The sequence below is a fragment of the Microcoleus sp. genome (assembly GCF_041354475.1).
GTDB lineage: Bacteria > Cyanobacteriota > Cyanobacteriia > Cyanobacteriales > Microcoleaceae > Microcoleus.
In genome coordinates, this window is the sequence record NZ_JBGJZU010000007.1 from 20,163 (window position 1) to 40,108 (window position 19,946).

At 43.7% G+C, this 19,946-nt stretch carries 17 protein-coding genes; 7 read left to right on the forward strand and 10 right to left on the reverse strand.

The genetic code is table 11. The features are described from left to right. Positions 1-697: 697 nt before the first annotated feature. Positions 698-1,393: a class I SAM-dependent methyltransferase gene (locus ACBR23_RS04255; RefSeq protein ID WP_371114498.1), complete on the reverse strand. Its 696-nt coding sequence runs from the start codon at positions 1,391-1,393 to the stop codon at positions 698-700. Positions 1,394-1,839: 446 nt separating this feature from the next. Here ACBR23_RS04255 and ACBR23_RS04260 point away from each other — a divergent pair, with 446 nt between their 5' ends. Continuing rightward, on the forward strand, positions 1,840-2,610 hold the full coding sequence (locus tag ACBR23_RS04260) for a hypothetical protein (protein WP_371114497.1): 771 nt from the start codon (positions 1,840-1,842) through the stop codon (positions 2,608-2,610). Between the two features lie 46 nt (positions 2,611-2,656). Here ACBR23_RS04260 and ACBR23_RS04265 read toward each other — a convergent pair whose 3' ends face one another. Continuing rightward, positions 2,657-2,827, reverse strand: a complete 171-nt coding sequence (locus tag ACBR23_RS04265; protein ID WP_371121180.1) for a hypothetical protein — start codon at positions 2,825-2,827, stop codon at positions 2,657-2,659. 115 nt (positions 2,828-2,942) lie between these two features. Here ACBR23_RS04265 and ACBR23_RS04270 point away from each other — a divergent pair, with 115 nt between their 5' ends. After that, entirely contained in the window at positions 2,943-3,359 is a 417-nt protein-coding gene (locus tag ACBR23_RS04270) for a hypothetical protein (protein WP_340550647.1), read from the forward strand. Between the two features lie 106 nt (positions 3,360-3,465). Here the strand turns inward: ACBR23_RS04270 and ACBR23_RS04275 are convergent, their stop codons facing one another. From ACBR23_RS04275 to ACBR23_RS04305, 7 genes are all read right to left on the reverse strand, one after another. Continuing rightward, complete coding sequence (locus ACBR23_RS04275; protein WP_341735703.1) at positions 3,466-4,815, reverse strand: N-acetylmuramoyl-L-alanine amidase; 1,350 nt, start codon at positions 4,813-4,815, stop codon at positions 3,466-3,468. A gap of 18 nt (positions 4,816-4,833) precedes the next feature. Beyond that, on the reverse strand, positions 4,834-6,126 hold the full coding sequence (locus tag ACBR23_RS04280) for a glycosyltransferase family 4 protein (protein ID WP_371118974.1): 1,293 nt from the start codon (positions 6,124-6,126) through the stop codon (positions 4,834-4,836). A gap of 45 nt (positions 6,127-6,171) precedes the next feature. Continuing rightward, entirely contained in the window at positions 6,172-7,185 is a 1,014-nt protein-coding gene (locus tag ACBR23_RS04285) for a glycosyltransferase family 2 protein (protein ID WP_371118975.1), read from the reverse strand. Between the two features lie 133 nt (positions 7,186-7,318). Then, complete coding sequence (locus tag ACBR23_RS04290; protein WP_371118976.1) at positions 7,319-7,873, reverse strand: serine O-acetyltransferase; 555 nt, start codon at positions 7,871-7,873, stop codon at positions 7,319-7,321. Positions 7,874-7,959: 86 nt separating this feature from the next. After that, on the reverse strand, positions 7,960-8,598 hold the full coding sequence (locus tag ACBR23_RS04295; RefSeq protein ID WP_371118977.1) for a DapH/DapD/GlmU-related protein: 639 nt from the start codon (positions 8,596-8,598) through the stop codon (positions 7,960-7,962). Beyond that, on the reverse strand, positions 8,591-9,175 hold the full coding sequence (locus tag ACBR23_RS04300; protein ID WP_371114490.1) for a serine O-acetyltransferase: 585 nt from the start codon (positions 9,173-9,175) through the stop codon (positions 8,591-8,593). The genes ACBR23_RS04295 and ACBR23_RS04300 overlap by 8 nt, the downstream gene beginning before the upstream one ends. 322 nt (positions 9,176-9,497) lie before the next feature. Then, a complete protein-coding gene (locus tag ACBR23_RS04305) occupies positions 9,498-10,508 on the reverse strand; it encodes a glycosyltransferase family 2 protein (RefSeq protein ID WP_371118978.1) in 1,011 nt (336 codons plus the stop codon). Positions 10,509-10,818: 310 nt separating this feature from the next. Between ACBR23_RS04305 and ACBR23_RS04310 the strand changes: the two genes are divergently transcribed. Together ACBR23_RS04310 and ACBR23_RS04315 are read left to right on the forward strand one after the other, a co-directional pair. Then, positions 10,819-10,911, forward strand: coding sequence for a helix-turn-helix domain-containing protein (locus tag ACBR23_RS04310; RefSeq protein WP_371118979.1), 93 nt, complete (start codon positions 10,819-10,821; stop codon positions 10,909-10,911). Further along, positions 10,889-11,161, forward strand: coding sequence for a zinc ribbon domain-containing protein (locus ACBR23_RS04315; RefSeq protein WP_371118980.1), 273 nt, complete (start codon positions 10,889-10,891; stop codon positions 11,159-11,161). The genes ACBR23_RS04310 and ACBR23_RS04315 overlap by 23 nt, the downstream gene beginning before the upstream one ends. A 13-nt stretch (positions 11,162-11,174) precedes the next feature. Here ACBR23_RS04315 and ACBR23_RS04320 read toward each other — a convergent pair whose 3' ends face one another. Next, the gene (locus tag ACBR23_RS04320) at positions 11,175-12,092 is read right to left on the reverse strand and encodes a histone deacetylase (protein WP_371118981.1); all 918 of its coding nucleotides are present in this window, start codon (positions 12,090-12,092) and stop codon (positions 11,175-11,177) included. Positions 12,093-12,171: 79 nt separating this feature from the next. Between ACBR23_RS04320 and ACBR23_RS04325 the strand changes: the two genes are divergently transcribed. The 3 genes from ACBR23_RS04325 (at position 12,172) to ACBR23_RS04335 (ending at position 19,740) form a co-directional block, all read left to right on the forward strand. After that, the gene (locus tag ACBR23_RS04325) at positions 12,172-12,696 is read left to right on the forward strand and encodes a hypothetical protein (RefSeq protein WP_341735694.1); all 525 of its coding nucleotides are present in this window, start codon (positions 12,172-12,174) and stop codon (positions 12,694-12,696) included. Positions 12,697-13,022: 326 nt separating this feature from the next. Further along, positions 13,023-17,747, forward strand: coding sequence for a PAS domain S-box protein (locus tag ACBR23_RS04330; protein WP_371118982.1), 4,725 nt, complete (start codon positions 13,023-13,025; stop codon positions 17,745-17,747). Then, the gene (locus ACBR23_RS04335) at positions 17,713-19,740 is read left to right on the forward strand and encodes an adenylate/guanylate cyclase domain-containing protein (protein ID WP_371118983.1); all 2,028 of its coding nucleotides are present in this window, start codon (positions 17,713-17,715) and stop codon (positions 19,738-19,740) included. Before ACBR23_RS04330 ends, ACBR23_RS04335 begins: the two co-directional genes overlap by 35 nt. The last annotated feature ends 206 nt before the right edge of the window (positions 19,741-19,946 follow it).

Consider the following 19,946-nt stretch of genomic DNA (forward strand, 5'->3'; position numbering starts at 1 on the left):
TACGGAGTCCAAGATTTATGGTTAGCATAAGTCTTTGGACTATCCTTACTGATTTGAGTCTTTTGATTAAATCGATATTGGGGTCAGCCCTGTGGTGTGAGCTACGCTGGTTGCGATCCCCACGTTTGTTTGGGCTTGATAATCAAGTCTACCGTACTCTGGCAGTAATTCTAAAACAATTATTAAATTTGACTGATAAGTAAATGTTTTCGGATGAGGCTATCAATAAGGAATGGTTGACTATGGCCTGCTGGTTTGCTTATCAAAACTGGTTCAAACTAAGACTTGTAGCTTAAGGGCTGTAGCGAAGGGCGATCGGGGGGCCTTCAAATCTATTGTCAATAAGCTCTCAACATCTGAGCGCTCGTACATTTACTTTGTTAATGTATGTATATTTTTTTTAAGGTCGCGATGAATTGTGTTTTAGGATACAGTAAATTAAAATAGATAGGAATTAGGCAAAAAACCCGGTTTATGAGAAAAAATCGTCGCTCTATCGCCTGAGCTCTTGACGCAGAAGCCGGGTTTTTGACCCCCCGTGTGTCCAGGACTGATAGACTGAAAAATAACTCAACAGGAATCCCGCCTGAAGTTACCCTCGAAGGGGAACTTCAGTTTAAGTTGTCACCAATGGGCTATGCCTAGTAACCAGTAAAATGAGTAATTTAAAAATCCACCATAAACCGCAAACAACGGTTTAATTTTGTTGAGGTTCCATCATCGTAGCCCAGCGGCGTTTCAATGCCAAAGTTAGTCCATCAGCAATCGGGATCACACTGAGAGTTACTCTGGGATCGTTACGCAATTTGTCGTTGAAACTACGAAGGGCTAGGGTACTTTGGTCTTGTACTTGAGGATCGGCAACTCGTCCTGACCACAGAACATTGTCAATTACAATTAGGCCGCCATTCCGTACCAGTTGGAGCGATCGCTCAAAATAAGCTTCATAATTTTCTTTATCCGCATCAATGAAAGCAAAATCAAAAGTTCCTGCTTGTCCTTCGGCGATAAGCTGATCGAGAGTATGAATTGCCGGGCCCAAGTGCAAAGCAATCTTGTGGGCGACACCCGCTGCTGCCCAATAGCGACGCGCGATATCCGTATATTCTTCGCTGACATCACAAGCCACAATTTTCCCGTTGGAAGGTAGTGCTAAAGCTACGCACAGGGAGCTATATCCCGTAAACACCCCAACTTCTAAGGTTTTTGTCGCTCCCATGAGTTGCACCAGCATCTCCATAAACTGACCTTGTTCAGGAGCGATTTGCATCATACCCATAGGGTGTTTAGCAGTTTCTTCTCGCAGTTGCTGAAGAATATCTGGCTCCCGCAGGGAAATAGATAATAGATAATCGTAAAGTTGATTTTCTAGACCAATAGTTGAGTTCGCCATCGGTTTGTCCTTGCTGCTGACTTGTGATTTTAAGTAGTAGACGCGCAGATATTAGATGAAGACGCTAGATGTCAATTGTAGATGCTGTGCGTCCAGGACTGAGTTAGAGACACGCAACTGGCAGAACGCGCGATCGCCATCCAAATCAGTTTATCTCAGCCCTAGCTGATTCTGCTGCTGTATGAGAGTTGTCCCAAAATAACAGTCAAAAACAGGCTGTTGAGGCCTGTTCCACAGGAATTATGGGAGATTTATTTGACTACTGACAGGGACTACTTGGCAATAGGAAGCTTTCTTAACTGTCACACTCTTGTTAGATATCCAAAGCCCCTACGCAAGGGCTGGCCATTTAGTTGAATAGGAAGCTTTCCTAACTGTCACACTCTTTTCACCTCGTCCTGCAAACCCACGCACAATCAAAACAACATTCCGCAAAGGCGATCGCAATGTATTACACTTTCGCAGGTTTTGGTGCCAGCACAGGCATATTTTTACTATTAGTTTTTGCCATTCTGCAATGGTTGCACATCCCCGCCGGCAGCTTCATTGATTGGGTAATTGCCATTGCTATTTTTGAATGGTTATTGTTGATAGTTACAGTTCCGTGGAATATCCATTTTGAAGCTAAAGAAGTTTTAGCCCAAGCCAAAGAATCAACCGAAAAAGGTATCGTAGTTGACGACAAACAAGTCAAATACGTTACTGTATTAGTTAGTCGATCGCTCTTGGTGGCCATCGGACTGCACCTCTTGAGTGCGATCGCCCTTTACACCCTAGCCGCCACCGGAATTAGCGCAATTGGCTATCTCAGTTCGGGTGCTGCACTGCTGTTAACTATACTGCGCCCAGCGATTAGAGGTTATCAATATTTAGCAGCGCGGCTGACAATGATTCGCCGTCAATTTTTGCACCCCCGCGAAGATATTCTCGAACTCCGCAGCCGCTTCGCCAACTTAGAATCTACCATTAACAATTTAGAAGCTAAGTTCAACTCTAACGATCCGAATTCTTGGGTAGCTATCCAAGAGCGACAGCAGGAAGCTAACACAAGAGACTTAACTCGACTAGCAGCATCTCTACAAGACTTGACTGCTACAAATCAGGCAGAACATACTAAACTGACAAGAGATGCAGAAAGTGCGATCGCCCAACTCACCGATGACGGAAAATTCCTCAACCACATCCGCGAAATCATCCGATTTTTCAAAGAAGCATAAACTACCAGCCACTGCCCATTCCCCATTCTCTACCTTTAGATAGATGTCAAATAGAGGCGATCGGTAAGTTTGGGGGGTAAAAATTGATGAGACCACTCCCATAATTATTGTCGAACACGCATCTCTTCGACCAAGCTGAGGGGGAACCGCCTGCGTGTTCTTGACTGTGTTTTGAGGAGATTTCTGTGAGCAAGAATTTTTTTATTCCTTCTGTCATAAGCTCTATCGTCAGGAAACTATAACCAAAGATAGTTAGGGAATCCCTGAGCTTAAGTCTATTATTTAAACATAGGTCAAAGACACTTTTTGAAAAAATAACCCAGGAATAAATCATGAGTATTAGCAAAGCAACACCAAAAGATGTAGAAATGGAATCTAATATGCAAGCCCCCCACTACGACAGGGGCATCACTCCTGCCGAAACAGCAGCGCGGCAAGAACGTGAAGGTAGCAACTTCATGCACACAACCACAGAACAACATCAGCAAGATGCCAAAACTGATGACCAAACTGATGATGAAAGTATTCGCACTACAGATGGCTATACAGTAGACAAAGAAGGTCTTGTTAACAATTACGCGATCGAACCCGAAATGTACATTGACGAACCGGGTGATTTGAGAGCAAAAGAAGAAGCAGAAGCCCAAGAACGCGCTCGTATTTTGGCTGAAATTAAAGATAAAAGAGGTGAAGAAGGTAAACTGACTGCCGAAACAGATATGCGTGGCAAAGGGCCGGGGATTATCTAAAATATCTGGTTGTGACAGACTTTCTAAAAAAATATCAGACCCAGATTCCCGACTTCTTAAAGAAGTCGGGAATTTAACCACGATCGCATTCTACGTTTAAGTCGCTTCAACTCGCAGATTGCATCAATTCATAAAGCCTCCTTACCAAGGCTGTAATTTTCGTGCCATACTGCAAATCCGCTGTCCAACGCCCACCGAGTCGATCGACTTCTGGAGCAATTCCCCGCGTCACAAAACGAAATCGGGGATCTACAAGTTCCTGAACCAAAGGTTCAATACTGGCGTAAGCTTTTAAATGTTGAATGTGAGCCCTAACACCGATGCGGGCGCTAGCGAAAGATGCGCTTTCACTATCTCCCCCAACCGTAGCCAAACCTCCAAAATTGTTTTGAGTCGGTCTAATATTGTCACCAAAACGCAAAAAATTAGTTTCTAAACACATTTGACAAAAAGCAATATCGTAGTTGACTCCTTCCACCCTCGCTTCTTCGCGATAAAGCTTTGCTATGTCAGGAAAAACCGTTAAAGCGCTGGGATTATTGGCTCTGAGAAACATCATTAACTGCACTTCAGTGGTGATTCCAGCACCCATAATTTTGCCAACTTGAGCAGGAGGCTGGATATTCGATCGCAAAACCACGGTCCGATTAGCATTATCCCAAGTAACTAATACTTGAAAATCCCGCAGTTCGATCGCCTGAACGTAGACAATATTCTTGTAACTAACGCGGCGAAGTCGGGCAATATTAGATAAATCAATGCCCAATCTATCCACTAGATCGATGGGAATATAAGCATTCCCATTAATTAAAACCCCCTGTTCTTCATAAATCCCACCATTGAGATTGATATTAATCGATCGATAAGTAATGGGGCTAGGAGTTGGAGGTTCCGCACGAGGGCGAATCCAAGTTTCCAATCCGTCAGCAATTCCCATCGCCATCTCTCCCCGCCGATTTTGAATCAAAAGGCGATCGTCCGGGTTCGTCAGAAAGCCCAGTTCCATTAACATCGAAGGAATAGAAACCCAGCGACAAAAAATCAGCCGTCCCAAACCCGTAGCCGTATCCGGTGTTGCGCCACGGTTAGGTAACTGCGGGAACCTCCGCAGCAACGACATAATCAGCATTTCCGCATCAGCTTTCCGCTGGTTGTTGGCGGCAATATAAAAAATACCGGCACCGCGCACCGAGGGGTTAGAAGCGCCACTAGCTTGAATTTCCAAAGCCACATCGCCAATCCGAGACCGGGAGTTAATCCAGTCAATGGTTTGCACTTGACTGAGTTCATCGGGGACAGCCAGCACTTCCACAGCGCGCGATCGCAATTGGCCAACCACCAAGTCCCGAAGCAGGATCATTTCCCTGGCTTCAGTAGTTCCACCGGCCACTGTTCCGGGGTCTCTCGTCCCGTTTTCAAAGCCACCGTGACCCGCGGATAGAAAAATTCTCGCCATTTTTATTGTCTTTGAACATTAACTTTTAGAGTTTAGAGGTTCGCCAAGCATTTTTTGATAAATTTCTACAATCTTTTCTGCCTTTTTATCCCAGGCAAATTCTTTGGCTTTTTCCATCGCCTTGGCTGACATACTTTCCCGCAGGCGATCGTCTTCAACCAACAGTTGAATTTTACTTGTCAACTCCTCGGTGAGATACTCCCTAGAATTTGGCTCTATCTTAAAACCCGTTTCTTCATTCACATATTCACCAATACCGCCATTATTGGCAACGATGCAGGGGAGCCCGCAAGCCATAGCTTCCATGACCACAGCTCCGCCAAACTCTCGGATAGAAGGAAAGCAAAAAATATCTGCTTTCTTGTAATAATCCAGAGTTTCTTGTTGATTCACCCATCCGGCAAAACTCACTATTTCCCCTAACTTAAGTTCCTGCACTCGGTTTTCCAAGTTATTTCTTTCTGGTCCGTCTCCCACTATTGTTAACCGGATTTTATTTTTAATTACCGGGTCTAATCTGCCAATAGCTTCTATCACAATGTCGGCGCATTTGTAGGGGACTAATCTGCCGACAAACAGCAGATTTATCTGGCTAGCATCTTTATTTTTGATAGTTGTCGAATTTAAAAATTCATCGGAAATGCCATTTTCGTAGAACAAATCAATTCTTTCGTCAGGGATGGCAAATAAATCTTTGAGCATATTCAAAGTATAGGTTGAACCTGCTAAGATTTTGTCAGCTTTTTTGTAAGTTTCTACATAACCTGGAATTAAGGCTCGACCCACTGCTCTCAAAAAGTTGAATTGAGCAAATTCTTGTTTTGCCGTTTCTTGAAAGCCTGCTGGGAAGGGAATGCCCCCATTCACAGGCCCTAGAATAAAAGGAGTCTGCTGACATACAGTGACTACTTTAAACGGATACCGTGGCATCATCGGGGTAATGGCATGAACTATGTCATAATCGCCGTTCAAGATTTGTGTTTTAAATTTTTGATATACTTGCCGATTAAATTCTTCATAAATTGGGTAGCTCAAGGCATTATAAAGAGGCCAATTTACTCGCCCGTTTGCCGTAACTTTTGCTACTATCTTATAATATTGTTTGTTTAAATTGGATTCTTCTAGGTAGAAAACTTTTTCATATTCTGGATGTTTGTCCAGAGCTGTTTTATTTCTAATATGGGTAACGAGGGTGGCATCTACTAATTTGTTGATTTTGTGAAAGAAATTGTAGCCAACCAAAGGTACAGATGCCCATTCAGGATTGCATTGCTCTACGATTAGTAAAACTTTTAATTTTTTATTGCTCATTTGTTTACTACCTGTGGTTGTGAATTAATTTTAGTAAGCTAGGTGCTAGTTGGCGGAATTAATGGAGTTGGTTGTTTTGTATTCGATCAATTTGCTCTGTTGGCCCAGTAATCTGCGCTGGTGAAACTGGATTTGACCTTGTAGCTGGGGAAATTTGGCTAATACGCAAGACAAAGCGTAGATGGCTGCGTCTTTAGTGGTGATATTCCGATGCTTTACATAATAGTTATAGGTGCGATAGGTTGCTAAGGGATAGCCGCTCCATAGTAACAGGCTCCAACCTTTGCTCGGCAATGCCATTGCCAAGGCTAGGACTGGCAAGATTAATCCCCACAGCCAGATGCTGCGGGTTTCTTTTACCCAATGGCGCTCTGGTTCCCCGCCGTGCATCCAGGAACCTTCGGCGTAGGCGTAACCTGCTCTTTGGGCGCGCTTCCACCACTGAGTAAAACTGGTCATTTGCGCGTCGTGGAGGGTCATTTCGGCGTCTAAACGCAGGATTTTCCAATCTTTTTGGCGCAAACGCACGCAGAGCTCTGGTTCTTCGCCGGCGATGAGTGTGGGATTGAAACCGCCGACTTGTTGCAAGGCTGCGACGCGCATCATGGAGTCGCCGCCACAGGCTTTGGTTTCGCCGATGGGGGTATCCCATTCGATGTCGCAGAGTTGGTTGTAGATGGTGGCTGTGGGGTATCGTTCGCGTCTGCGCCCGCAGACTGCTGCTACGTCTGGTTTGGCTGTGAGTTCGCTGTAGGCTCGATCGATCCATCCGTCAACGACTTCGCAGTCGCCATCGACAAATTGGACAAATTCGATGTCTGGTGCTAGTTCCAGCAGGCGGGTAAAGCCTTCGTTTCTGGCACGGGCTGCGGTAAATGGTGTAGATAAGTCTAGTTCTACTGTATCAGCTCCGAGCGATCGGGCTAATTCTAGGCTACCGTCTGTGGAGCCGGAATCGACGTAGATGACGCGGGAAACTTTGTTTGTGGCCGAGAGTAGGCATTGGCGGAGGCGCTGCCCTTCATTTCGTCCGATCGCCACTAATCCAATTTTTTTCAAGTTTTTCCTGTTGAATGCAACTACTAAACTATTCCTGAGACCTCTGCCATAATTATTGGTGGAACACGCAGTCCTGCCTGTTCTTCACTGTCTTTTTAGGAGATGTCTGTTTCAGATCTTAATCAAAGCCCAGCTATTTTGATATGATTTCTTCTACTTCTAGAAAAGATTTTTCCGATTTACTGGCTTTTTTTTCAATAATTTTTGCTGGTATTCCCACTGCGGTGGCGCCGGGTGGCACATCACAGATCACCACAGCATTAGCACCAATCAAAGCATGATCGCCGATGGTTACGGAGCGAATTATTTTGGCTCCTGCACCGATATCGACATGGCCTCCAATTTTGACATCACCAACAATTGTCACCTGTTGCAGAATTAAACAGTTAGGGCCAATGGAAGCGCTGGGATGAATGACAATGCCATTAGGATGAGGCAGTACCAGTCCTCCTTCTATTTGGCAGTTTAAGGGGATGTCTGTTGCCGTTACAACACTCCAAAAACGATGGTATATGATATTTAAGCGACATAACAAATAGCCTAAAATCCCACCATATTGCTGCCATTTTTGATAATTACGGATAGATTTGAGCAGTTGACAATTGGGTTCCCACCACTTACCAGCTTGTTCGCGACTCCAGTCTGGTTCTGTAGCAGAAATGATTGGCTTAGTAAGTGAATCAACCATTGTTTGTCGAGTATTTTGATGATGTAGACAATTGTGTTTATTTGTGGAGTTTACATGAAAAGTAATCTCTAACTGCTGTAGGGAGATTACTTGAATTGCAACGCAGTGGGAGTTGATGTGTTGCGGTAGAAGTGCGAGACTCGTAACTGTAAGAGATCCTCTTCGATTTCTGGGTCGAAACAGCCTTCACGGTTGTTAATCAAATCCGCCCAGGGCCAGCTTTGGGTTTCGGCTTGCAATTTTTTCACTAAGTCTGAGACGCGGCCGATGGGTCTGGCGGGAACGCCTGCTACTATATCGCCCTCGGCAACATCTTTGGTGACGACGGCACCGGCGCCGACGATCGCATTTGGACCGATGGTGACATTGCGGAGGACGATCGCCCTGTAGCCGATAAATACGTTGTCGCGGATATCTACCTTGCCTACGGCATCTAGTCTAACGTTGTAAGCCCGGTTGAGCATGGCGATGGAGCCGTCGTGGCCGATCACGGTACAAGAGGAGAAGTGGACGTTGTTGCCGATGCGGACGTAGGCTGGATCGGTAAACATGGTCTCCGGCAGGATGGTGCAATTTTCCCCGATCGCGTAGAAGTTGCCGTGGCGACGGAGAAATTCGGCGTATTCTTGGGAACCGGGGTTACAGAATCTGATGTAGAGGTTGGAAAACTTGCCGTAACGCATAGCCTGATGGCGGAGGAATCTTTGGAGGATTGACTTAAGCATTTTCCTGTTTCTTTGTAGATTGAAGAATCTTGGCGGGGATACCAACAGCAGTTTGACCAGCCGGAATGTCGGATAAAACTACTGCATTGGCACCGATATTTACGTCGTCTCCTAAGTTGACCTTGCCGAGAATTTTTGCACCTGCGCCGATGTTAACCCGATCGCCCAATTGAGGCGATTCTAGCGGTTTGTCCAAATAGCGGTTTCCCAGGGTTACACCTTGGCGGATAATGCAATCGTCGCCGATCGTACAGTTTCCGTGGATGATAATACCACTCTCATGTTCAATCACCACCCGGCGGCCGAGCTTCACGGTGTATGGCAAATCTATGCCATAAGTGTTGCGGACTTTTCGGTAGAGCGATCTATAAAGAATGCTCAAAGGAGCCCGCAGCAGCTTGGGTTCAACCTTCATTCTCCACACACCGAAGCGTTGAATTGCTACAGCGCGAAATCCCGGTTTTGTCCAATCACGACCATGAGCAATCCAGTCTTCTTGAATCTGCTGCCACAGTCCGAGTGGGGGGTTTTCTACTTGATTTGCACTGCCAATTAAGTTTTGATCGTCAGTTACCATAAGTTTTAATTCACACTTATTGCTTGTTTACCCTGTTCCTAGATGCCCCTGATAGTAATTTGTTTATTGGTTTTTTTGAGGGAGGTTTAACGGGTGCATCTGAGTTTTTCAAATATATTCGTAGGGGCGAAGCATGACCGCTGTAAATTTCTGGTTATCGCTAATAAATTGTCGGCGGTCATGCTTCGCCTATGCAAAATCTGGATGCTCCCGGTTCAACCCGGTTTATTGAGATCTAGAATACCAATTTCTAGGGTACATCACACAAGATTTTATTTGGATTAACCGGGTTTATTTGGGTTTGAATTATTTACCCACTCCTTTAAAAATTTTTGGATTTTTCAATCTTACCCCCCTTAAAAAATACACTATTCAATACAAAATCGCTGAGAAATTTGGGTGGATCGCCGTCGGGCTTGCGTTGAAGTACGCGACGCACCCTCCAGGTGGCAAAGCCCGAAGCCCAGGATACATCAGTTAACGCTGTGTAAACCAAGCCGTAGTTTTTGATAAAGTACCTGCGTCGGGAATCAAACCAATAGGTAGGCAGTCGTTTCGCAGGCTTTTTGCTGTCAGTGACGCCTGAGCTTTGACCTACTAGGTGAACTACGCGACTTTGGGGTACATACCAGCAACTCCAGCCAGCTTTGTGAGCTTGCAGACAAAAGTCCATTTCTTCGCAGTACATGAAATAAGCTTCATCCATCAAGCCAATTTGTTCAAATACTTCGCGACGGACGATCATGCTGGCTCCAGCTACCCAATCAGTTTGACAGATTTCTTCGGAAATCGGAGGCGCTACGGCCCAGTTTTTCAAAAGCTTGGATAGGAAGCCTGTGCGCCAACCAAAATCGAGTTCCGTCAACAAGCTGTGAAACCGAAAAGCTGACTCCTGGGGGGTGCCGTCGGGGTCTTCTAAGCGGCTGCCGGCGATTCCGGCTTCGGGATGAGTGTCCATGAAATCGACCAGGGCTTTGATGGCACCGGGGCGAACTACGGTGTCTGGGTTCAGCAGCAGGATGTAAGGCGGGGGATTGGGAGATTTCAGGGCGGGACGGATCAGGGCGTTGTTGCCGAAGGCGAATCCGCCGTTGTAGTCTAGGGGTACGAAGGATGCCCATTCGCTCCAGCCGAATTCTGCGATCGCGCTACTAATTTCTGCGACTGAGTTATCGCCAGAGGCGTTGTCTGCAACTGCAACCCGCATACCGGGAAGGGATTCAACTTCGTTAACTAGAGAACGCAAGCAGTCTATGGTCAAAGCCGGAGTTCGGTAGTTAACAATGACGACAAGTAGGGGATACGGATGATTTTGCACAATGGCATTAGACATAAGGGCGATCGTCTGTTTAATAATTTCTAGCTCAGTTTGTATCTGTTTGGCAAGGGCTGGCGATCGACATTTGATAAATACAAATGTTTAACTACCAGCCGGGAAGTCTAAGGGTATATTTAGAGGGGGATGAATCTGAGCGCTGCGCGAAGCACCCCAAATAAATTACTCCTTGGGATGAAAGGCTCGTCGGGTGTAGGTACGGAAACCGACAATTAGACATTGCAAAGACCTTTAACTTTGATGTACTTCCTAGATATTAAAGCAAAAGAAATGGTATGTTAAGGTAGGTCGAAAAAAGAAGCTAAAAATGCAACTCACTTACAAATACCGCCTCAAACCCACAAAAGCCCAACTAGCAACTATTAACGTTCTGAAATATGTCGCCAGGGAAACTAGGTAAAAGTGTTTTATTTGTTGACCCCAAAGGAACTTCCCAGCACTGTTGGAACTGCCTCAACAAAGTCCCGAAAGAGTTGTCCCAACGGTGGCATTCTTGTCAATGTGGAGAATCTTTGGATCGAGATGAAAATTCAGCCAAACTCATAAGAAAAATTGGTCTGAGTTACGAAAGTGGCGGTGGAACTCCGTCACTCAAAAAAGCCTTTGCAAAAAAGGAAAAAGAAGCCTGCGGTCTAACTGTACTCAGTTGACCGTCAGGTTCGTTCACAGTCGATACTGCCGATAAACCTGACTGGCCGCTCGGTGCAGCAAAGAATGCCGATAAACCAACCCCTTCGTATCATCAGAATAGCCGCCGCCAATCACACAAGCAACCGGATACCCCCCCGCCAAACAAGTAGACAAAACTTGCATTTCCCGGCGAAATAACCCCGTATCACTTAAAGCTAACTTTCCCAGTTTATCAGCCTGATGAGGGTCTACTCCGGCATCGTATAAAACCAAATCTGGCTTGACATCCGAGAGCAAATCTGCTAAATATTTAGCCAAGGTTTGTAAATATTCTTCATCCTCCATGCCCACAGGCAAGGCTACATCTAAATCGCCCTTTTGTTTGGTACCTGGAAAATTCACCTCACAGTGCATCGAAAAAGTAAAAACACTGTCGTCATTTTGAAAAATAACAGCGGTTCCATCCCCTTGGTGTACATCTAAATCCACAATCAATACTTGACGAACTAAACCCATTTTTTGCAGGACACGAGAGGCGATCGCCAAATCGTTAAAAATACAAAAACCAGACCCATAATTAGGGAAAGCATGATGAGTTCCTCCCGCCGTATTACAAGCTAAACCGCATTCTAAAGCAAGCTTGGCTGTCAGTACCGTTCCAGAGGAGGCGATACAAGTCCGATTGACAAGGGCTCGACTCCAAGGAAGACCAATTCGGCGCTGAGCTTTGGCATCAAGGGTCCCGTTGCAGTAAGCTTGAATGTAAAAGTCATCGTGGACAAATTGAATCCATTCTGATGGAGGAAGTTCCGGGGCGTGAAATTGATCGTGGGAGGCGACCCCATCCGCCACCAGCATTTCATAAAGCAGCCGGAACTTAGCCATCGGGAAGCGATGACCGGGTGGCAGGGGTGCAACGTAATCTTCGTGGTAAATAATTGGTAAGTCCATTGAGAGTATTGTAGAAGAAATAAATCTCCAATTGAAAGTGCAAACTATCAAAAAAATAAATTCGCTGGATAACCTGTATATGGAACTAAAAATAGTTTGGGAATTGGAAAGTAACAACCCCACAAATACTGACAATTTACATCATATCAGTCAGTGGTGGGCAAATCTCCATGGCAAAGCAATTACCTGGGTAGAGCGCATTATTCCCCTGGCCGGTGATATGAGTGAAATTCACTGGCATCCCCAGCGGTTTGACGAAAATTTTATCATGGTCAATCCTGAAATTCGTGGGGATACTCTGTATTGGTACAAACCAGATTCTCCTGTCGAAAGGAATACCATAGTTCAGAAACTGGAACTAGACAACCTGCAACAGCAACTTTACATTTACCCTCAGTTAGAATCGGAGATAGTAATTCGGATAGCAATTCCCGAAATTAAATATCAAACCCTTGAACTGAAAAATGTCGAATTTGCCCTCGGCGAAGATAATATTATGTTGCTATGGGATGTAGAACAAGAACTGGAAATCAAAATCGCTCTTACTGCCGAAAATATTCTGAAACTTCAGGAATTACTGGCAGATAAACACCCGAAAATTTAAACAACTTGTTCCCTGAGATGTTGCAGCCCTATAAATCCAACACTTGGGCGCAGTCTGATGCCAGTTTTGCTGTCTTGCGGCATCGTTTAAATCTGTTGGTGAACTAGCCATGATGATTGAGAAGGCTGCTATAGGAGATAGATTTAGGACTTACACATGGGGACTCCGAAACCGGGTTTTTTTACGAAAATACTTCGTTTTTGCCGACAGATTCGGTAAAAAACCTGGTTTCTTTGGTAGGAGTGCGTCAGCCTTGACATTCCTAGAAAATAAATTAATAAATAAACTCAAATATTCATCTGGTACTCACAGTAGAGAATAAAAATATGGCCGCAGACAAGATGTTGATTAACCCCGAAAATATCCAAATTTTAATCATTGACGATCGACCTAATAACTTGCGATTTTTATCAAACATCTTGAGTAAAGAGGGGTACAAAGTTCAGAGGTCTATTTCGGGTGAATTGACAGTAAATTCTGACTTTGATTCTATACCTAACTTGATTTTGCTCGATGTTGTCATGCCGAGAATGAACGGCTATGAAGTCTGTGAAAGACTAAAAGCTAACGAAAAAACCAGCGAAATTCCGGTAATTTTTTTGAGCATCCTCCATGAAGCTTATCATAAAGTTAAAGCCTTTGAAGTTGGGGGAGTTGACTACATTACTAAGCCTTTTCAAGTCGAAGAAGTTTTAGCCCGTGTCAAAAATCAACTAACTATTCAACACCTATCAAAACAATTAAAAGAGCAGAACGCCCAACTACAGCGAGAGGTGGCAGTTCGCAACGCGACAGAGCAAGCACTGCGGGAAAGTCAAGCACGGTTGCAGAAATTGGCGACTAATATACCGGGAGTAATTTATCAATTTGTGATGAATGGTGAGGGAAAATTAAACTTTGAATATATCAGTTCTGATTGTAGAACCATATATGAATTAGACAGCGAACAAATTTTAAATAACCCCGAATTGTGTTTTCAACAAAATCATCCTGATGACCGAAAAACTATTGAAAATGCTGTGCTGATGAGCGCCCAAACTTTAGCACCTTTTGCCTGCGAATGGCGGATTATTACGCCATCAGGGAAGATTAAGTGGTTGCAATCTAATTCTCGACCAGAAATGCGTAGCAATGGAGATATTGTTTGGTACGGGGTACTTTTTGATATTAGCGATCGCAAACAATCAGATTTAGAAAAAGCGGCAGCTAAAATAGCCTTAGAACGGCAAGTTCAGCGAGAATTGCTGATTGGAAAAATAATTCAGCAGATTCGCTCTAGCTTACAACCAGATGAAATATTTCAAACCGCAGTCACTCAAATTGGTCAGACATTTGGTGTGAATCGTTGTTTGCTTCACACCTATATTACTAGCCCCCAGGTCGATATTCCTTTGGCGGCAGAGTATCTGGAACCCGATTGCGAATCAATTCGCCATATCTCAATTCCGATTTGGGGGAATCCTCACGTCGTACAAATGATGATTCAAGATCGGGCGATCGCCTCCCATAATGTTTACTCAGATCCTCTTTTACAAGCAGCGCTACCCATTTGCCGCGAGGTGAACTTGAAATCGATGTTAGCAATCCGCACTTCCTACCAAGGGGAAGCAAACGGTGCTATCTGCTTACACCAGTGCGATCGCTACCGGGAATGGACAGAAGATGAAATCGATCTTTTAGAAACTGTGGCTGCTCAAGTAGGAATTGCGATCGCCCAAGCCAAACTTTTAGAACGAGAAAAACAGCGGCTTCAACAACTCGATCGACAAAATAAACAGTTACAAGCAGAAGTTCGCACCCGCGTCCGCGCCGAACAAGCTCTGCAAGAATCTGAAGCAGAATTGCGAGCTCTTTTTGCTGCTATGACTGACTTAGTTTTAGTCAGAAATGCCGAAGGGCGTTGTATCAAAATCGCTCCCACAGGTGCGTCAAGTTTGATTAAACCTCCCAGCGAAATGATTAACAAAACAGCCCACGAAGTCTTACCCAAATCTATTGCCGACCTGATATTAGCTACTATCAAACAGGTTTTAATAAGCAAAAAAAGTATCAATATTGAATATAATTATACTGTAGAAGGACGCGAAATATGGCTCGATGCTAAAGTTTCTCCCTTGTCTGAAGATTCAGTAATTATTGTGGGACGAGATATTAGCGATCGCAAACAAACAGAATCCGCACTGCGAGAAAGTCAGCACTTCATTCAGGCGATCGCTGATTCTAATCCCAATCTATTGTACGTTTACGACTTAGTTGAAAACCGCAACGTTTACACCAACCACCAAATTACTGCAATGCTAGGTTACACCGCCCAAGAAATACAAGATATGGGTAATCAAATGATGTTAAGGCTGCTCAATCCTGAAGATTTACCAGCCTTTTTAGAAAGTGTCGAAAAAGTGGAGCTATCCCAAGACGGCGATGTCATTGAATGTCAATACCGCATGAAACACAAAAACGGCGAATGGCGGTGGATGCACAGTTGGGATACAGTATTTGTGAGACAAACTGATGGTAAACCTAAACAAATTCTTGGTACGGCTAACGACATCACCGACAGCAAAAGAGCCGCAGAAAAATTGCGTGAATCCCAGCAAAGAATTTCATTTCTATTGCAGCAAACACCTATAGTGATTATCGAATTAAACATTAATTTAGAAGTGATCACTTGGAATCCGGCTGCGGAAAATATTTTTGGATATAGCCAAGCAGAAGTTATCGGTCACAACGTCCCAGATTTAATCATTCCCGAAAGTTGTTACCAGCAAATATCTCAACTTTTAAACAACAATATGACTGGGGAATTTAGTGCTACTTGCACCACCAGTGAAACCCAGACCAAAGATGGTAAAAAAGTCGTTTGTGAGTGGTATAATACTCCGCTAATTAATGAAAAAGGTAGAGCGATCGGCATCGGCTTAATGGCAGTGGATATTACCGAACGCCAGCAAGCAGAAATGGAACTACAAGAAAGTGCATTGCGCCAAAGAGCGATCGCGCGAATTATTGAAAAAATGCGGCAGACATTAGATATCCGAGAGATTTTTCAGGCCACAACACGAGAATTGCGCCAAACCATGAAATGCGATCGAGTCGCCATTTACCGTTTCAATCCAGACTGGAGTGGTGAATTTGTAGCGGAATCCGTTGATAATAACTGGATTTCCCTCATCCAAGAACAGCAAATATACCCCAACTTCACAGAAGATACTGTAGAGAACGAAAAGTGCCTCCTCCAAAAATTTGATAGCAGCTTACAAGAAGTATGCGACACCTATTTGCAAGAAACCCAAGGCGGAGCCTACAGCCGTGGTAAGACTTACCTTTGCGTCGAAGATATTTACAAACAAGGCTTCGATAATTGCTACATCCAACTCTTAGAAAAATTTGAAGTCAAAGCCTATATTACCGTCCCCATTTTTTGCGGAGAAAAACTTTGGGGATTACTCGCATCCTATCAAAATTCAGCCCCCCGCCAGTGGAGCGAAGCTGAAATCAACGTCGCAGTTCATATAGGTACGCAGCTAGGAGTCGCGTTGCAACAAGCTGAATTGCTAGCCTACACTCAAAGACAGTCAATGGAACTAATTAAATCTCAAGGAAATGCTGAAGTTGCCAATCGTGCCAAAAGCCAATTTCTCGCATCCATGAGCCACGAACTCCGCACCCCATTAAACGCTATTCTTGGTTTTTCTCAAGTTATGGCTCGCAACATTTCCATCACCAAAGAACAAAAAGAATATATCGAAATCATCAACCGTAGCGGCGAACATTTGTTGGAACTCATCAATGATGTATTGTCCATGTCTAAGATAGAATCTGGTCAGATTAGCATCAATGAAAATAGTTTTAACCTATACAAGCTGATCGATATCCTCAAAGAAATGTTGCAATTAAAAGCCAACTCTAAAGGCTTGCAGCTAATCTTTGACCTACCGGATGATTTACCAAAATACATTCAAACCGATGAATCAAAATTGCGGCAAGTTTTAATTAACCTCATCGGAAATGCTATTAAATTCACTTTTAAGGGCAGCGTTACTCTGCGAGTCACAAGCCAACCAGAAGAAACTTTAGATGGAGCAAAAAAATGCCAATTAATTTTTGAAGTAACTGACACAGGACCTGGTATTTCCCCCGCTGAGATTAATAGTTTATTTCAGCCCTTCGTGCAAACAGATACCGGACGTAAATCGATGCAAGGAACTGGTTTAGGCTTGCCGATTAGCCAGCAGTTTGTCCGAATCATGGGAGGTGATATATCAGTTAAAAGTCAAATAGATCGAGGTACAACATTTACCTTTAATATCCAAGTTAATGTGTTAACAGAAATTGATGATAGAGAAAAATCTAGCACCAAACAAGTCATTTCTTTAGAAGCTGGACAGCCAGTTTATCGGATATTGATAGTTGAAGATGTACTAGAAAACCGTCAACTGTTAATCGAGATTTTGAAACCATTGGGATTTGAAATTATCGAAGCTTGTAACGGTGAAGAAGCTGTGGCTTTGCACGAAAGCTGGAAACCCCACCTGATCTTGATGGATATGTTGATGCCTATTATGGACGGGTATGAGGCAACCAGAAAAATTAAGCAAACTCCTGAAGGCGAAAAAACCATCATTATTGCCCTGACTGCTAGTGCTTTTGAAGAACAGCGACAAGTAATTTTTGCCACTGGTTGTGATGATTTTATCTGTAAACCCTTTCGGGAAGAAGTGCTGTTTGATAAAATAGCCGATCGCCTAAAATTGCGTTATATTTATGAAGAAGAAAATCCATCTAGTTCTGTACCACCCCAGACATCTCCGAAAATTTTAACCCCAGATGATTTGAGTGTAATGCCCACAGACTGGTTAGTCAATTTATACCAAGCAGCAATTTGCGTTGATGACAGCGGCCTACTGCAACTTATCCAGCAAATCCCTGAAAGTGAGGCAAATCTCGCTAAGGCTTTAACAGATTTGGTCGAAAACTTTCGGATAGATATCATCATCGATCTCACTCAATTATATTATGATGAACGACCATCCACTGCCAGTGACTCCTAAAGATATTCTGATCGTTGACGATATGCCGGATAACTTGCGACTTTTATCCACTATGCTGACATCTCACGGCTATCAAGTTAGGAAGGCTATTAACGGACAACTTGCTTTGCAAGGAGCACAAATGTCTCCTCCGAATCTAATTTTGTTAGATATTAATATGCCGCAAATGAACGGCTATCAAGTTTGTGAAAATTTAAAAAAGAATGAAAAAACTAAAGATATTCCGATCATTTTTATTAGCGCCCTAGATGATGTATTAGAAAAAGTAAAAGCTTTTCAAGTAGGAGGAGTAGACTATATTACTAAGCCATTTCAAATAGAAGAAGTTTTAGCCCGTGTTGAAAGCCAACTTTCCTTGCGCTCTTTGCAATCAAAACTGCAACAACAAGCTAGAGAGTTGCAAGAGCGCAATGCTTTGTTGGAGCAAGAAATTACTGAAAGAAAGCGGGCTGAAGAAGAAATTAGGTTTTTGCTAGAAACTACGCGGGCGATCGGCGAATCGGTGGATTTTAACTCTGCTTTAGAAGTAATTTTGCACCAAGTTGGCGAAACAATCGGATGGGATCTAGGAGAAGCTTGGATTCCTGATTCCGAAGGAACTTTGTTGAAATCGAGCCGCGGTTGGTATGGTAGAGATAGCAGCATGGCAATCTTCCGCCAGCAAAGCGAAAACTTGACATTTGCTAGAAATATCGGGCTACCAGGACGAGTTTGGGTTTCCCGGAAACCTGAATGGGTAGAAGATGTTTCCGTGGGATACCCAGAATTTATGAGAACTAAAATAGCGCTAGAAATCGGATTTAAAGCAGGTTTTGGTGTCCCTATTTTAGTCGGCGATGAAGTATTAGCAGTCCTAGTTTTTTTTAAACTTTTATCTTGTCCCAAGGATTCGCGATTTATTGACATTTTTAATATTGTTTGCACTCAATTAGGTTCTTTAATTCAGCGAAAAAAAGCAGAAGAATCTCTTAAAATAGCTGAAGAAAGATATCACAGTATCGTAGAAAATGCCATGGAAGGTATTTTTCAAAGTACCCCTTCAGGACAATTTATCAGCGCTAATCCAGCCTTAGCAAAATTGTATGGTTACGATTCGCCTGGGGAGCTGATGTCAAGCATTCACAACATTTCCGAGCAACTTTATATTGATGCCGAACGCCGTCGGGAATTTGTAGTTGCTATGGATGCGAATAATGCTGTTTCTGGGTTTGAATCGAGGGTTAAACGTAAGGATGGTGCTTGGATTTGGGTATCGGAAAATGTCCGGACAGTTCGCGATTCAGAAGGTAAGTTAATGTACTATGAAGGTACTGTTTCTGATATTACAGAGCGAAAATTAGTCCAAGAAGCGCTGAGTTTTCAACAGGATCAAACTGAGAAATTGCTGTTGAATATTTTGCCCAAACCCATAGCCGAAAGATTGAAAGTTGAGCAAAGCACGATTGCTGACAGTTTTGAAGAAGTAAGTGTTTTATTTGCTGACATTGTTGGGTTTACTGAGTTGTCCGCTAGAATGTCTCCGACGGAACTCGTAAAGCGTTTAAACGTGATTTTTTCCCAATTCGATCAATTAGCAGAAGAATACGGTGTGGAAAAAATTAAGACTATTGGTGATGCTTACATGGTAGTTGGAGGATTACCTACACCCAGAGATGATCATGCTGAGGCGATCGCGGAAATGGCCCTGGAAATGCAAGCAAAAATAGCAAAATTGTCCGCCCAAACAGGGGAAGATTTGGCAATTCGCGTGGGTATCAATTCTGGGCCAGTAGTTGCGGGAGTGATTGGTGTTAGCAAATTTACTTACGATTTATGGGGGGATACTGTGAATGTGGCGGCGAGGATGGAAGTTACAGGAGTTGCAGGCAGTATTCAAGTTACGGATGTTACTTATGAGCTTTTGAAAGATAAGTATTTGTTTGAGAATCGAGGTTTGACTCCGATCAAAGGTAAGGGGGATATGGTGACTTATTGGCTCCAAGGAAGAAAGTAGAAATGGGGAATTGGGAATTGGGAATTGGGAATTGGGAATTGGGAATTGGGCCTTTTGGCTTCGCCATCAGGTAAATTGTCTCGAAACATCCCGATCGTGCAATAATGATAAGACTTGCACACAAACTCTATTAGTAGAGTGGGCATTCCCCGCGTTACCGCTACATATAGAGTTTCAACTGTCAACCCGTGTAAGTTCCAAATCAA